The sequence below is a fragment of the Collinsella aerofaciens genome (assembly GCF_039062365.1).
Classification (GTDB): domain Bacteria; phylum Actinomycetota; class Coriobacteriia; order Coriobacteriales; family Coriobacteriaceae; genus Collinsella.
The window spans coordinates 149103-164972 of the sequence record NZ_JBCJBI010000001.1; the positions used below are offsets into that span (position 1 = coordinate 149103).

The window sequence follows — 15870 nt, forward strand, 5'->3', positions numbered from 1 at the left end:
CATGGATCTTTCGACTTTGATGCCGCAACAGCTGCAGATCGTCAAAACGCTCGACCGTCCGCTGTTTGTCTCGGCGGGCGCCGGTTCGGGCAAGACCTTTACCCTCACGCGTCGCATCGTCTACGCGCTCTCGCCCGAATCCGGTCCGTTCGTTGAGCATCTGGACCAGGTGCTCGCCATTACCTTTACCAAAGATGCCGCGGCCGAGATCCGTGACCGCGTGCGCCGCGCGCTCATCGAAGAGGGTATGGACGAGGAGGCCCTGACCGTCGACGATGCGTGGATCTCGACCATTCACGGCATGTGCTCGCGTATCCTGCGCGCGCACGCGCTGGAGCTGGGTATCGACCCCGAGTTCACGGTGCTCACCGATACCGACGAGCTTATGGATCAGGCTGTTGAGCATGTGCTGGCCCGCGCGACGGCGCCCGATGCCGCCCCCGAGCTCGCCGCTTCGCTCAAGGCCCTCTACGCCTGGTATCCCATGGCGGGCGAGGGCGGCCCCTTTGGCGCCGGCACCACCATCAAGGGCCTGGTGCGCGAGCTGCTGGAGCTCTCGAGCCAGCTGCCGGGCGGTATGGACGGCGTGCGCGTGGCGCGCGGTCAAGCCGACACTTCGGCCCTTGCCGATGCCTATCGATCGGCGTTGGGTGCAAGCAAAGCGGCGACCGAAAAGGCGCAGGTGGCACTCGACGCCATCGATGCGTTCGAGGCGAGCGGCAAGACCATGGCCGATGCGGCGCGACTCATGATGTCGTGCGCCATGCCGCGGGCGAGCAAGGCGTTCCCCAAGGAGCAGGTCGAGCTGCTCAAGGCCGAGGCCGCCGATGCGTTTATCAATATCGTGCTCGCCTGCGGTGGTCCCGCGCTCGATGCGCTGGTGGGCCTGGCCCGTTCCGTGGAGGCCGAGTATCGCGCGCTGAAGGCCGGCCAGTCTGCCCTCGACAACAACGACCTGCTGCGCATGGCCTACGAGGCCCTGCGCGATTACCCGGCCATCCGAGCGGCATACGAGGGACGCTTTAAGATGGTCATGATCGACGAGTTCCAGGATACCGACCAGATGCAGGTCGACCTGATCCGTTACCTGACCGGCGCGGGGGAGCGTGCGCTGTGCACCGTGGGCGATGCGCAGCAGTCGATCTACCGCTTCCGCGGCGCCGAGGTCGAGGTGTTCCGCCGCCAGGAGCGCAAGGTGGGATCGACGGCGGCGTCCGAGACGGTCGCCACGCCGGATGTCCCCGCCGGCGAGCTCGTCAAACTCGTGCGCAACTTCCGCAGCCATGACGAGGTGCTGCGTTACGTGGCACGCGTCTTCGACGGCGATGACGGCGGACTGATGCAGGGCTTTTTGGACCTTGAGGCGAGCGACGGCCGCAAGGACACGCTCGTGGCGGACGCCTCGCGTCGCCAGGCCCTCTTTGTTGCCGGCGGCAGTACGCAGGAGCGCACACAGGCCAAGGCCCGCGCGATCGCGGAGCGGTTCCGCGCACTTGCCGATGCCGGCCAGCCCCAGGGCGGCATGGTGCTGCTGCTGGGCCGCATGACCAACGCAGATGTCTATGCGCAGGCCTTCCGCGACCAGGGGCTCGACTGCGTCATCGCGGGCGGCTCGGTCTTTGCCCAAGCTGCCGAGGTGCAGACGGCGCGCGCCCTGGTTTGTGCACTTGCCAATCCGGCCGATACGGCGCAGGGCCTTATGCCGCTGCTGGCATCGCCGATGTTTGCGCTCGGCGCCCAGGAGTTCCTGGCGCTGGCGACCAAGCTCGACGAGCAGACGGGGGAGACCTCGCGTCGCAACATCAATGCGGGCATCATGAGCGATTCCGATGTGCCGGGCCTGCAAGACCTGCCGCTCGTGACGCGCGCCCGCGAGGTGCTGCGCTATGCGCTTCGTCGTGTGGGTCGCGATTCGTTCGCGGCAATCGCGCGCGACGTGGTCAATGCTTCCGGCTGGTTCGTGCGTCTGGCACAGCGCGGCCCCGAGGGCAAGGCCATTGCCGCCAACGTGCTCAAAGCGCTCGATGCCGTGGCCGAGGCGGAGGCCGAGTTCGGTAACTCGCCGCGCTCCATTGCGCTGGCCTTCGACCGCTTCTTGGCGGGCAAGGAAGCCCCAGGCGCCCTCAACGAGGAGGGCGACGGCGCGGTACGCATCATGACGGTGCATGCGTCCAAGGGTCTGGAATATCCGGTCGTGGCGGTCGCCGAGTGCTTTGGCGTGCGTAAGTCCTCGGGTGCGGCACAGATGGGTCGCGTCGAGGGCGGAGCACAGGTCGTGGCGCTGCCGGCACGCTTCGACGGCGTTAAACTCGCGGACGGCACGTTCGTAAAGGGCGATGACGTCAAAAGGCAGTTTGAGCATGCGTTTAAGGGCAAGGGCACGTCGCTGTGGCTGCCGCCGGAGCTCATGGAGGACGTCTGTGCGACGGGTTCTCCCGCCGAGGCGTTTGCTCGCCTGCGCAACGACGACCTGCGGCTCTCGCTCGAGGAGCGGGCCCGCTTGCTCTACGTCGCCATGACGCGAGCACGCGAGCTGGTGATCTTGGCGATGGATGCCGGCGTGAGCCGTGGCAAGCTGTGTGCGCCGACCTTCGATGTCGAGACCGATCTGACCTATGACGTGCTGCGCCGTATTCTGCCGACCGACGCTCTGGACATGCCGCAACTCGATAGCGACCGTTTGGTGTTCGACAACTCCCAGCCGGGCGACTACGAGCTCATCTCGCTGGCGGACTTTTCCTTTGGCGAGCAGGCGTTTGAGGCCAACGCTTCGCTGAATGCCGAGGGCAGGCTTGTCCGCGGCGATGCGGAGCCGGAGGGTGCCGGTGCAGATGCCCGCGCCGCCGTTCCCGGTCCTGCCGACCCCAAGCCCGATGCGTTTGAGCTCGTGTATCCCCAGGCGGTGGGCGTGCGCATGGGCACCTGCCCGTATCCGGCGCGCGATTCGTACAGCTACTCGTCAATTGCCGCGGCGCTGCATGCCGAGTCCGAGGACCGTGCCGCCGAGGCGCGTGTTCCCATGGACGAGGTCGGCGATGATGCGGAGTCGGATGGTTCCGAGATGACGGATGCAGACGTGGTTGCCGTTGAGCCCGCCGGCAACCCCATGGCGCTGGGCTCGGCGTTCCATGCCGCCTGCCAGTGGCTGATCGAGATGGGTGCCGATGCGCTGCCCGCTGAGCGTGCCGATGCGCTGGCGCGCCTGTGGTGCCTGACGCCGGAGCAGCGCGAACGCTTCGACGTTGCTCTGGACCGCTGGCTCAAGTCGGCTGTTCGTGCCGACCTGCTCGCATGGCCGTGCGTTCGCGCCGAGGTGCCGTTCTTTTCGCTGGGCTGCGAGGACGAGGACATCGCTCGCTACGGTGCATATGCCGAGGGCGCCATCGACGCTTTGGCGACAAACCCGGCGGATTCGTCACGCGCGCTGGTCATCGACTACAAGACGGGCGGCACGCCGGACGAGACGCCGGAACAGCTGCAGGAGAAGCACGCCCTGCAGGCACGCGTCTACGCTGATGTTTTGCACAAGGCGGGCTTTGAGGCCGTGACCGTCAAATTCGTCCGCGTGGAACAGCCGGATCCAACCATCTTCGTCGAACCCGCCGAACCCCAAGTGGTCACCTACAACCTTTAGCCCTCAGATAACTTGCGGTGGAATACGGACTGTTTTGGCCAAAAAAGCCGCCAAACAGTCCGCATTTCACCGCAACGCATGGGAGAGCCTGGGGCGGTACAATGGCTCGAACGGTTCAAACGAATAAGGAGTCATCATGCAGCTCACCAAAACGCTTAAGGTGACGCCGGAGGAGCTTTTTGACGCTCTGGCGGGGTTCATCATGCAGGATATCGAGAACGCCACGGGCAAGCGTCCCAGCCGCAACAAGCTCAACGGCTATAAGTACGAGAAGCGCGCCCAGTCCGCAAAAGGCAAGGCCAAGGGCACGGCGATCAAGGTTAAGATTAAGCACTTTGACTACCCGTGTCTCTATGAGGTCCGTTTTCAGTATGCGGCGGGCATCAATACCATGCGCTATGAGGCTGCACCTGCTGGCGATGGTGCCTGCGAGCTCACCTATACCGAGGATTTTCAGGGTGTGGGTGGCAACACGTCTGGCACGCGCGGCAAGCTTGGCCTCTTCTTCTATGAGCGCAAGCTCAAGAGCCACGCCAACCAGACGATTGATCAAATCGTCAAATACATCGAGGGTGAGCGCCGCGTAAAGGCTAATCCCGCCTTCGCCGATGACACTGCCGAAAACGCTTCGGATGTATTCCATTGATATCCTGTGCAAAAGCTTTACCGCTCTTCACATCAACTGCGAACACTTCAGGTTTCGAGTCAGTAGCGAGTGGCCCGACTAAATTAGTTGATGGAAGTGCCAAATGAATAAGAATGCCGCTGCGCAGCTGCACATCTATTCCGCCTTTTTCGTTCTCGCGGGATTTGTTTTAAATCGGGGAGTGTTTCTACTTTTCCTTGCGGAGAAAGGAATGTCTGTCACGGAAATCGCGCTTTATCAAGCCCTGTTTAACATTGCAACGGTCGTCCTCGAGCTGCCAACAGGGCTGATAGGCGATTTCTTTGGAAAGAAGTTCTCGATTCAAGTGGGTGTGCTGCTGCTTTTCTTCCATACGGCTGGCATGCTGTTGCTCTCAGGCCCCTTTCTCGTCGCGCTTTCCCTTGTTGAGGCACTCGCCTACTCCCTTCAATCGGGATCCGAACAAGCACTTTTATATGAAATTGCCCGAAATGCCGGTCAAGGAGAGCGCTTCCTCACCATCAACGCTCGGCTGCTTGCCGCGCAATCAATCGCGACGGGAGTGGCAATCGTACTTGGATCATTCATTGCCCAAGTATCTTGGAGCGCCCTCTACGTATGCGTTTCCGTTTTCTATCTCCTGCAGCTTTTCCTTCTGTATCCCATTGAGAGGACGGAAACGACCCATTCCAAAAACTCTGGGGAGGAAAGGTTTGACGTGGCCAAGGTCTTCAGACGCGAAACCTGGTGCATTGGAGAATCCGCTTTTGCGGTGTTGCTTCTTCTAATCGGCACAAGCATGCTCGATGGATTCTATGGGAGTTATTACAACTTGAATCAGTTGGTATTCGACGCATTTGATGCTCCCGTCTCCATAATAGGAATCTTTTTCGGTGCATCCTATGCAGTAAATGCGACGTCCTACATTGCAGCAGATTTCTTCTCATCGCGTTTCGGAAAAAGAAATACCATGCTCGGCTCGATGCTAATCGCGGCCGGTCTTTTCATGATTCTTCCGTGGTTCGCTTCAAATCCGCTGTGTTTGTTTGGCCTTAGCGTGGTGCTTTGTTTTCTCCCAGAAGTGGTGTACATCACTTCGGAAAACTTAATCCAAGACGCGATAGCGGACGATCTCCGCGCGACGATCCTTTCCGTCGCGTCTCTGGTAAGGGCTCTCTTTTCTGCAATGTTTTTCTCCATATTTGGATATGTGTTGGGGTTATATCCCATTCAGATAGCGCTCGGTGTTATTGGCGCAATCGCGATAGCAATTACCGCCGTTGTTTCTTTAAAAATGGTAGGAATACATGTCTCCAAGAATTGATATATCGATTGACGAGCTGCCCGAAGCGTCGAGCCTTCTTGGTGGACATGACTATTCGTCACAAATCATTCAGCGTATCGCCGGGGTTCCAGTAATACTCGATGCATCGGGATGCCCTCATTCCCCTTTTTGAAGGTCCCAAATTAGCTACCCGTGTGGGTTTGGCTAGGTTCGGGTGCTGTCCGTGCCGTGGGGTAAAATCGTTCAGTCAGAACACGAACCCGCATCGGAGCTCATCACATGGCATTCGTCCATCTGCACAACCACACTGTTTTCTCCATGCTCGACGGCGCAACCCGTATCCAGGATATGGTTAACCGTGCCGTTGAGCTGGGCATGCCCGCCGTGGCCATTACCGACCACGGCTACATGTATGGCGTGCCCGACTTGGCGCTGGCCTGCGACGCCGTCAACCACAACACGCCCGAGTACAAAACCTGGAGCCACGACAAGGCCTTCTTGGAAAAGGACCGCCGCGACGAGCTGGTGGAGCCCGATCCCGAGGCAAACCCGCGCGAGCATGCCCAGTATGTTAAGGACATGGCCATGTGGGATGAGAAGGGCAATATCGACGAGCTCAAGCCGCCTCTGGTCATCAAGCCCATCTTTGGCTGCGAGGTCTACTTTACGCCGGACGAGACGCTCGCCCGCGACCACAAGCCCGAGCTCTACCACATGATCCTTCTGGCTAAGGACCAGGAGGGCTACGTCAACCTGATGCAGACGGTCTCCGAGGCCGCCGTGCAGGGCTTTTACTACAAGCCGCGCGTGACGCTCGACAACCTGCGCCGCCACGCCAAGGGCATGATCTGCACGAGTGCCTGTATCGCGGGCATCATCCCCAAATACATCGACCGCGGCGACATGGAAGGCGCCATCAAGTGGGCCGAGACCTTCCGCGACACCTTCGACCCCGGTGACTTTTACATCGAGATCCAGGAACACGGCATTACCACCGATAACGGCCTGACCGACGAGCAGATGGACCGCACGCTCATCGATATCGCCAAGCAGGTGGGCGTCAAGGTCATCGCCACCAACGACTTCCACTACCTGCGCCGCGAGGACGCGCCCGTGCAGGACGTCATCATGTGCATCGGCATGAACGCCAAGGTCGACGACCCCAACCGCATGCGCATGACCGGCTCGGAGTTTTACATGAAGACCGAGGAGGAGATGCGGGCGATGTTCCCGTATTGCCCCGAGGCCTGCGACAACACGCTCGAGATCGCCGACAAGTGCTACGTTGAGCTGGACTGGGACTCCATCATCCTGCCGCGCTTCCCGTTGCTCGATCCCGGCGAGACGCACGAGAGCCAGTTCCGCCGCGAGTGCGAGAAGGGCCTGCGCCAGCATTACGGTGACGACTGGGCTACGCGCGAGATCGGCGGCGTCAACATCAAAGAGCGCTTTGAGTACGAATATAAGGTCATCTGCGACAAGGGCTTTGCCGCCTACTTCCTCATTGTTGCCGAGTACGTGCAATGGGCCAAGGACAACGGCATCGGCGTCGGCCCCGGCCGTGGCTCGGCCGCCGGCGCCATCGTCGCCTACGCCATGAACATCACCGCGTTCGACCCGCTCGAGAACGGCTTGATGTTCGAGAGGTTCCTGTCCCCGCAGCGTACCGAGATGCCCGATATCGATATGGACTTCGACGATGAGCGGCGCCTCGAGGTCGTGGAGCACGTTCGCCAGCTCTACGGCCCCGAGAAGGTCACCCACGTTATCACCTACTCGACCATCAAGGCCAAGCAGGCCATCAACGACGCCGCACGCGTCCTGGACTATCCGGTCTACATGGGCCAGCGCCTGTCCAAGATGGTCTCGAGCGACCCCAAGGTTAAGCTCAAGCAGGTGCTCGACAAACAACCCGGCAAAGAGGATCTGTTTAACCCCGACTTTGCCGAGGCCTATAAAAAGGACGACGACGCCCGCCGCATCATCGACACGGCGCTCTCGATCGAGGGCCTCACCCGTGGCGAGGGCGTGCACGCGTGCGCCGTTCTGATCTGCCGTGACCCCGTCAACGAGCACGTGCCCACCAAGCTCGACACCAAGGGCGGCGTCGAGATTACCCAGTACGAGGGCCATACCGTCGCCGACATGGGCCTGCTCAAGATGGACTTTTTGGGCCTGCGCACGCTGACGGTTATCTCCAAGGCCAAGGCCAACATTAAAAAGAACTTCGGCATCGACATCAAAGAGGAAGAGATTCCCTTTGACGACCCCGAGATCTTTAAGCTCATGGGCTCCGGCCACACCGCCGGCGTCTTCCAGGTCGAGTCCGCCGGCATGACGGCTACGATCAAGAACATGAAGCCCACCGAGTACAAGCACGTTGTGGCATTGATCGCCCTGTACCGCCCAGGCCCGCTGGGCGCCGGCATGGTTTCGTCCTACATCAACCGTATGAACGGCAAGGAGCCGGCTGTCTCCTATGACGACCGTCTGGACGACATCCTGGGCGAAACCTACGGCACCATGGTCTACCAGGAGCAGGTTATGCTCATCTCCGTTGAGATGTGCGGCTTCTCCAAGGGCGAATCGGACTCGCGTATCCGTAAGCCCGTGGCTAAGAAGAAAATCAAGCTGCTCACGTCGACGGTGCTCCACTGGGAGGATGGCTCGGACGAGACCACCTACGACCACTGGATGAACGGCGCTATCAAGAACAACTACACGCGCGAGGTCGCCCAGAAGATTTGGGACGATGTTCTCGAGTTCGCGTCCTACGCCTTCAACAAGTCGCACTCCGCTGGCTACGCCATTCTGGTTATGCAGACGGCGTGGCTCAAGGCGCACTATCCGCACGAGTACATGGCGGCCGTTCTGACGTCCTACACGGGCAAGACCGACAAGATCGTGCACTACGTCTCGGCGTGCCGTCACGATGGCATTCCCGTGCTTTCGCCAGATGTCAACGAGTCCGGTACCGAGTTCACGGCTACCAAAGAGGGCGTGCGCTTTGGTCTGGCCGGCATCCGCGGCGTGGGCACCGGCGTGGCGCAGGCGATTATCGCCGAGCGCGAGGCGGGCGGCCCGTTTAAGACGCTGCACGACTTTGTCGAGCGCGTGGACTCGAGCCAGGCCAACCGCCGCGTGATCGAATCGCTGATCAAGGCAGGCGCCTTCGACTCCACGGGGTATCCGCGTCGCCAGATGATGCACTTTGTGGACAAGAACAACCCCGAGAACATCATCGATGCCGCGGTAAAGCGTCAGAAGGATCGCGCGAGCGGCCAGACGTCGTTCTTCGATATGTTTGGCGACGTTGAGGGCTCGGGTTTCGAGGTCAGCGTGCCCGATCCGGACGGCCAGGAATGGGACCGCCACCTCAAGCTGAGCCAGGAGAAGGAGGTTCTGGGCATCTATGTCTCGGACCACCCGCTGCGCCCGTTTGAGTATGCGCTCAGCAAAGCGCGCGACTTCTCGTTCTCGCAGATCGACACCGGCTACGAAGTTCAGAATCCTACGGGCGGCACCATCAACCAGGAGATTCCCGAGGGCAAGGCGCTGTGGTGGGCCGGCATGGTCTCGAGCGTGTCCAAGCGCGTGACCAAAAACGGCGACCCCATGGGCATCGTGCAGCTCGAGGACATGGAAGGCGAGGCCACGGTCGTGGTGTTCCCCAAGACCTACAAGGAGGCCGAGGGGTACCTGTACGGCGAGGTCGATCCCGAGACCGGCGCACAGCTGTCCGATGCGTTTGTGCGCATTAAGGGCAAGCTCGAGCGCTCGGACCGCGGCGACCAGATCATCGCGCAGGAGATCGTGCCGCTTGAGCTCAACGAGGAGAACAACAAGCCCAAGGTGTTTGAGGTCATGGTTCCCAACAGCCGCTTTAGCCAGGGCAATATGGCGCGCCTGGCCACGGTGCTCACCACTAACCCGGGCGGCGACCGCGTAGAGATCTTTATCGAGCAGGTGGACGGGCGCGTGCTGCGTGCCGAGGTGCCGGCTAAGGTCAACGCGCGCTCGATTCCGCTGCTGGCAGAGGCCAAGGCCATCGTGGGTAACCAAGGCAGAGTGACAGTCATCTAAAATGATTTTTCTGGGACGGGGATTTAAAAATCATTTTGGATGATGCGCGGAGGATCGGTCTTTCTGAGACGGGGAATGATTTTTAAATCCCCGTCCCAGAAAAATCATTTGGCGTGTGGATTGGAGGAAGTGATGGCGCAGGGGACGTTTGTGCAGGCGCTTCGCAAAGAGGCGGCGCTGAGCGGCACCTTTATGAAGGGCCGCTCGCTCATGCTCAACGGCGCCGTGCTGTCGATTGAGGACAGCGGCTCGCGCTTCTCCAAAAACGTGACGGTTGAGGGCTCGGTGCGCGGTTCGCGTGGCGATCTGTACAAGACGCACGTGGCGCTCGACATGGACGAGCACGAGGTGATCGACTACGACTGCGATTGCCCCGCTGCCTATCGCTACCCCGGCATGTGCAAGCACGCCATCGCCACGGCGCTGGCGTATCTGGACGCAAGCGGCACCGAGCCCGTCGAAGGCCTGCGCACGCCGGTCCGCACGTTTACGGCGCAGCCGAAACAGCCCGCGCGCACCGCGCCCAAAGCGCCGGCCGTCAATCCCAACTTTCCCTTTCCGGCACCCGTCCCCACGAGCCCGAGCCTCATGGCGGCGCTCTCCGATCTTTCTGACGCGCGCATGGACGAGCTCGTGGTCATGCGTCGCAAGCTCGCCGGCGCCATTGACCCCAATGCACCCAAAGCGGTGCTGGAGCCCTCGCTGGTGCCGTACTACAACCCGCTGTTTGCCGAGCGCTTTAGCTGGGCGCTCGAGTTTCGCATCCGCTGCGGTTCGGTGTCCTACGTGGTTAAGGATATCGACGGCATGGCCGATGCCTATGTGCGCGGCGGCACATTCTCCTATGGTAAGAAACTTACGTTTGCCCATGTGCCCGAGGCCTTCGATGACGTGTCGACAAAGCTGCTCGACCGCGTCACGATGACGGTCGCCTACCTGAGCGACATCACGACCTCGCGCTCGGCATCATATGACTTTGCCCGCAGCGGTTTTGTCGCCGAGCGTCAGTTGCCGCTATCCGAGTATTCCATTGTGTCTGTGCTGGACCTGTTGCGCGGCAGGACCATTTCCTTTGAGCCCGCCTGGTCGCGGGGGACGACGACGCATCGTAGCTATGACGTGGCGGTTGAGCCGTCGCCGCAGGGGGAGGACGACGATCCGACCAAGCGTCCACCGCTCCTTGCCGCCAAAATCGCGCCGGCGGCTGGTGGCAGCTACGATCTACGCCTGCCGGCCGATGCATACTGCTTTGCTTCGGGCGACGTTGCCTATCTGGTCGACACCCGCCGTGCGCGCCGCGCCGATGTAGCGTTTGCCCAGCATGCGGCGCCGTTCCTATCGCGCTTACTGCCCTGTCACACGCCGATCCATATCGCTGTCGACCAGGTGGGGGAGTTCTGTCGTATGGCGCTGCCCATTTTGCGCGACTACACCGACCTTACCGCGCCCGCCGCGCTCGATACCGTGGCGCCCGAGCCGAGCTTTGCTATGGCGATCGGCGTCGACGATGGGCTTGTGACCTGCAAAATTACGGTTACCTACGGCGACTGGTCGGCAGATCTTTTTAGCCTGGGCGCTCCGGGCAGTCTCTTCGAAGAGCAACGCCCGGGCGTGCCGCCCCGCGACGAGGTGGCAGAGTTTCGCGTTATGGATACGGCGGCCCTGTATTTCGACTTTTACGAGGGCGGTCTGGCGTTTGAGGAGCGCGATGACGAGAGCTTGTTCTGCCTGCTGACCGAGGGCCTGTCCGCCCTGTCCGAGCTGGGTGAGGTCATGCTCAGCGACCGCCTGCGCCAGATTTCGGTGCGCCCCGCGCCCAAGCTCTCGGTTCGTGCGACCGTCAAGAGCAACCTGCTTGACGTCGAACTGGGCGCGAGCGGGCTTTCGGCGGCAGACCTTGCCATCTATCTGGACTCCTACAAGCGTCACCAGACGTTTGCGCGTCTCACGTCGGGCGACATCATTCGCCTGGACGAGGGCGCTCGAGCCGCGTTTGGCCTCGCCGAGGACCTGGGCGTCGATGCCGTCGACCTGCTCGACGGCGTGTCGCTTCCCGTGTCGAGCACCCTGTTCGTCGATAGCATGCTCGCGCGCACGCCGGCGCTCGAGGCCGATCGCGACGCTGCGTTCCGCCGTACCGTCGAGCGTCTGGACACGCTCGGCAAGATGGACTTTACGGTGCCGGCATCGCTCAAGGCAACGATGCGCGGCTACCAGGTCGACGGATACCAGTGGCTCGGCTCGCTCGAACACCTGGGCCTTGGCGGCATCTTGGCCGACGACATGGGCCTGGGCAAAACGCTCCAGATGATCGCGCATATCCTGGCGCGTGTGGAAGCGGGGGACATTAAGCCCACGCTTGTGGTGTGCCCCGCGTCGCTTGTGTACAACTGGACCGCCGAGCTGGAGCGCTTTGCCCCGTCGCTCGATGTGTGCGCCATCGTGGGCGCCAAGGCGCAGCGTCGCGTGCAAATCGCCGGCGTGGCCGAGCATAACGTGGTCGTGACGTCGTATGACCTTATGCGGCGCGATATCGACGAGTACGTCGAGCAGGACTTTGCCCGTGTGGTGCTCGATGAGGCCCAGTACATTAAAAACCCGCTCACCCAGGTGGCGCGCGCCGCAAAGCGCCTGCCTGCCGGCGTGCGCTTTGCCCTGACGGGCACGCCCATCGAAAACCGCCTATCCGAGCTCTGGAGCATCTTCGACTTTTTAATGCCGGGCCTGCTTGGCACGCGCGAGTCGTTTGCCAAGCGCTTCGAAAGCCCGGTCGAGCATGCCGAGGGCGACAGTGCCGCTCGCCTGCAAGCGCTCGTGTCGCCGTTTGTGCTGCGCCGTGTCAAGGAAGACGTGGTGGCCGACCTGCCCGAGAAGATCGAGGATACGGTCATGGCGCAGCTCACCGGCGAGCAGCGCAAGCTCTACCTGGCAAACCAAGACCGCATCGCCCAGCAGGTGCAGCATCGCGAAGCATCCGAGTTTAAGAAAGACAAGCTCAAGGTGCTTGCCGAGCTCACCAAGCTGCGCCAGATCTGCTGCGACCCGCGTCTGCACTACGAGGATTACAAGGCGGGGAGCGCCAAACTCGATACGTGCATGGAGCTCGTGCACGGCGCACTCGACGGCGGACATCGCATCCTGTTGTTCAGCCAGTTTACGGGTATGCTCGATATCATCGGTAAGCGCCTGGCCAAGGAGGACATCGCCTTCCTTAAGCTCACGGGCGCTTCGTCTAAGGAGAGCCGCGCCAAGATGGTCGCGCAGTTCCAAGCGGGCGAGGTTCCGGTCTTTTTGATTTCGCTCAAGGCGGGCGGCGTGGGCCTTAACCTGACGGCTGCCGACGTGGTCATCCACTACGACCCGTGGTGGAACGTGGCGGCGCAGGACCAAGCAACTGATCGTGCACACCGTATTGGCCAGCAGCATACCGTGACCGTGTACAAGCTCATCGCCAAGGACACGATCGAGGAACGCATTATGCAGATGCAGGAGTCCAAGCGCGACCTGGTCAACAGCGTGCTCGGCGGCGACGGCATCTCGTCGGCACTGTTCACGCGCGAGGATGTTCTGGCGCTGCTCGGCGGCGACGGGCGCTAGCCGCGCGCGGGGTGGGACTGCTGGAGTGGGCAGGACGGTCGACGCATTTTGGCCCGACCGCTTGCCTGGTCCGTTATGTGTTCATTTGCAATGCCGTGGATGGTTTGTCTGCCTTTGGGCATAAGAACTATCAAGAACATTGGCACATCAGCAAAGGAGAACATCATGGCGAAATTCTTTAAGGACCCCGACGGCAAGCTCATCGCCGCCCTTGGCGACGACGTTGCGACCCCTGCCGGTTGCACGGAACTGACCGCAAACACTGAGGACGCGGCGCACGAGAAGCACGTGCCTGTTGTCGAGACCGAGCGCGACGGCCACGTGATTCGCGCACGCGTTGGCTCGGTCGAGCACCCCAGCCTGCCCGAGCACTACATTGAGTGGATCGCCCTTGAGGCCGAGGGCCGCTTAGAGGTCCATTACCTTGAGCCCGGCATGAAACCCGCGACGTTTTTTGCGGGCGGCTCCAAGACCGGTACCGTCTATGCCTACTGCAACCTGCACGGGCTGTGGTCCGCGACATTCTAGGAGCGCGCCCCCGCTCGGGGTATCATAGCTAGCATATGCACATGCAAGCGCCGACTGCATTATGCGGCCGGCGCTTTTACTACGATTTCGATGGTTTACGACGGAAAGGGCTGAGCCATGAAGCTCGCACTTGCACAGATCGATATGCGCCTGGGTGATATTGAGGGCATTTGCGGCCGCATCGAGGACCAGGCTCGTCTGGCCCGCGAGCGCGGGGCGCGCGTGCTGTGCGTTCCGGCTCCGCTCTTTATGGGCGCCATGCCCGGTGGCCTGGTGGGGGCTGCCGACTTTGAGCACGACATGCTTGCCGGCTTGACTGGTGTCGCTGAGCGTATCCAGGAGCTTGACATGATCTGCATCGTGCCCGCGGCGGTTTCGTTTGAGGGCCAGCCGCTGCTCGACTACATGATGCTCAAGGACGGTCATGTGGTGCCGGCGCGTTCGAGCATTGCCCTGCAGCGTGGCGAGAACAACGACACACGTTGGGCGCCGCCGGTGTTCGACGTGGACGGCGTGCGCATCGCCGTGATTTTTGACTTGGACCGCGAACTCGAGATGTTGCCGACCGGTGTTGACCTCATTGCGTATTTCCAATTCAACGCGTTTGACATGACCGACCGTGAGACTGCCGCCATTGCCGCCGTTCGCAGCGGCGCCTACCGTAAGATCGCATCCAAGCGCAGCGTGTGGTTTGCCTGCATGGCGCCGGTCGGTGCCTATGACGAGTCGGTGTATACCGGCGGTTCGTTTGTGCTCGACGACTGCGGTCGCGTGGTGGCCCAGGCGCCGTGTTTTGAGGAGAGCCTGCTGGTTCAGGAGATTCAGCGCGGCGTGATGCTCGATGCCCTGGAAGATCACGAACTGCCCGAGTTCCGTTCCGAGGAGTGGCTGTGGCAGGCGCTGGTGCTCGCCGTGCGCGACAACGCCCGAGCCCACGGTGCGTCGCGTGCTGTGGTGGCACTCGAGGGTGACTTGCCGTCGTCTTTGCTGGCGGCGCTGGCCGTCGACGCTCTGGGCCCGCGCAATGTGATTGGCCTGGTGCTGGGGCGCAACCGTATCTTTACGCCGGCGCAGGAAGAGGCCGAGGCTGCCCGCTGTGCCGCCGTCCGCGCCATCGCCGAGCGTTTGCACATTCGCACTGTCGAGCGCGATGCACCGGATGCGGCGCGTGTGCTCGATCGCGACGTGTCGGCGGGCGATGCCGAGCGTCTGCGCTCGCGCACGCTGGGCCTCATGCTGGAGGACACGGCGCTCGAGCTGGGTGCGATGGCGCTGAGCCCGCTGTCCAAAACCGAGTACGCGCTGGCGGCGCCGGCGCTTTGCGGCGGCTACCAGGGCGACTTTGCGCCCTTTGGCGATGTGTACCTGTCGACGCTTGAGTTTGTGGCGCGTGTGCGCAACCGCACGTCTGCCGTGGTGCCCCAAGAGCTCGTGACGCTCAACGCGGTGGAAGATTGTATGGAGCGCGTGCTGGCGCAGACGCTCTCGACGCTCGACGGTCCGGTCGACATGCTCGACCGCGCGGCGCAGCTGCTCGGCGGGCTTGAGCCGGGCGAGGTCGATGGCGCGCTCGAGGCGCACGTGGACCGCAATCGATCTTTCGACGACATCTCGATGACCGCCGGCAAGCCTGAGGCCTGCTCGCTGCTGCTGATGCTCGTGCGCCAGGGCGAGGCTGCTCGCCGCATGCTGCCGACGGCCCCGATCGTCTCGGCACGTTCGTTTGTTGAGCGCTCCTGGCCCTACATGCTTGCGTGGTCCGATCTGGGACTCAGCGGTAAAGAGCGCATGACGGTCGATTCGTTGGCGCGCGCCGAGGTGCGCCGTTTTGCTGACGAGGATACGAGCGAGCGCGTGCGAAACGAGATGATGGGCGTGCTGGGCGAGCTACTAGGTATTTCGCCCGAGCAAATGGAGGAGCTGCGCTCTGAGGACGGTCAGCGTCGTTTGCACGAGGGAATGAAAAAGTTCGAGGGCGAAGTTCAGGACGCCATCGATAAGATGATGGGCGGTCAGGGCGGCTCGCAAGGTAGTCCCCAGGGTGGCCCGATGCCGCATCCGCCGGTTGATCCCCGACAGTTCCCATTCTTCTCGCAGAACTAAACTGGGGATGGGATT

7 protein-coding genes are annotated in these 15870 nt (G+C 61.9%); all 7 read left to right on the forward strand.

Translation table 11 applies throughout. From position 1 onward, the window contains the following. Position 1 precedes the first annotated feature (1 nt). The 7 genes from ABCN01_RS00675 to ABCN01_RS00705 all read left to right on the forward strand — a co-directional run bounded on the left by ABCN01_RS00675 (position 2) and on the right by ABCN01_RS00705 (position 15855). Positions 2-3634, forward strand: coding sequence for a UvrD-helicase domain-containing protein (locus tag ABCN01_RS00675; RefSeq protein ID WP_342996890.1), 3633 nt, complete (start codon positions 2-4; stop codon positions 3632-3634). 136 nt (positions 3635-3770) lie between these two features. Further along, entirely contained in the window at positions 3771-4280 is a 510-nt protein-coding gene (locus tag ABCN01_RS00680) for a DUF3284 domain-containing protein (RefSeq protein ID WP_271732039.1), read from the forward strand. Between the two features lie 103 nt (positions 4281-4383). Further along, on the forward strand, positions 4384-5583 hold the full coding sequence (locus ABCN01_RS00685) for an MFS transporter (RefSeq protein ID WP_342996889.1): 1200 nt from the start codon (positions 4384-4386) through the stop codon (positions 5581-5583). 240 nt (positions 5584-5823) lie between these two features. Continuing rightward, positions 5824-9627: a DNA polymerase III subunit alpha gene (dnaE, locus tag ABCN01_RS00690; protein ID WP_342996888.1), complete on the forward strand. Its 3804-nt coding sequence runs from the start codon at positions 5824-5826 to the stop codon at positions 9625-9627. Between the two features lie 132 nt (positions 9628-9759). Further along, positions 9760-13224, forward strand: a complete 3465-nt coding sequence (locus ABCN01_RS00695; protein WP_342996887.1) for a DEAD/DEAH box helicase — start codon at positions 9760-9762, stop codon at positions 13222-13224. A gap of 165 nt (positions 13225-13389) precedes the next feature. Then, on the forward strand, positions 13390-13752 hold the full coding sequence (locus ABCN01_RS00700) for a desulfoferrodoxin family protein (protein WP_055285739.1): 363 nt from the start codon (positions 13390-13392) through the stop codon (positions 13750-13752). Between the two features lie 117 nt (positions 13753-13869). Further along, positions 13870-15855 carry an NAD(+) synthetase gene (locus ABCN01_RS00705; protein ID WP_342996886.1) on the forward strand — a complete coding sequence of 662 codons (1986 nt, stop codon included), beginning with the start codon at positions 13870-13872 and terminating at the stop codon, positions 15853-15855. Positions 15856-15870 lie beyond the last annotated feature (15 nt).

Excerpts from the sequence above, each read along its gene's own strand:
- ABCN01_RS00675 (WP_342996890.1), top strand. The coding sequence starts at position 2 with ATGGATCTTTCGACTTTGATGCCGCAACAGCTGCAGATCGTCAAAACG.
- ABCN01_RS00680 (WP_271732039.1), top strand. The coding sequence starts at position 3,771 with ATGCAGCTCACCAAAACGCTTAAGGTGACGCCGGAGGAGCTTTTTGAC.
- ABCN01_RS00685 (WP_342996889.1), top strand. The coding sequence starts at position 4,384 with ATGAATAAGAATGCCGCTGCGCAGCTGCACATCTATTCCGCCTTTTTC.
- dnaE (WP_342996888.1), top strand. The coding sequence starts at position 5,824 with ATGGCATTCGTCCATCTGCACAACCACACTGTTTTCTCCATGCTCGAC.
- ABCN01_RS00695 (WP_342996887.1), top strand. The coding sequence starts at position 9,760 with ATGGCGCAGGGGACGTTTGTGCAGGCGCTTCGCAAAGAGGCGGCGCTG.
- ABCN01_RS00700 (WP_055285739.1), top strand. The coding sequence starts at position 13,390 with ATGGCGAAATTCTTTAAGGACCCCGACGGCAAGCTCATCGCCGCCCTT.
- ABCN01_RS00705 (WP_342996886.1), top strand. The coding sequence starts at position 13,870 with ATGAAGCTCGCACTTGCACAGATCGATATGCGCCTGGGTGATATTGAG.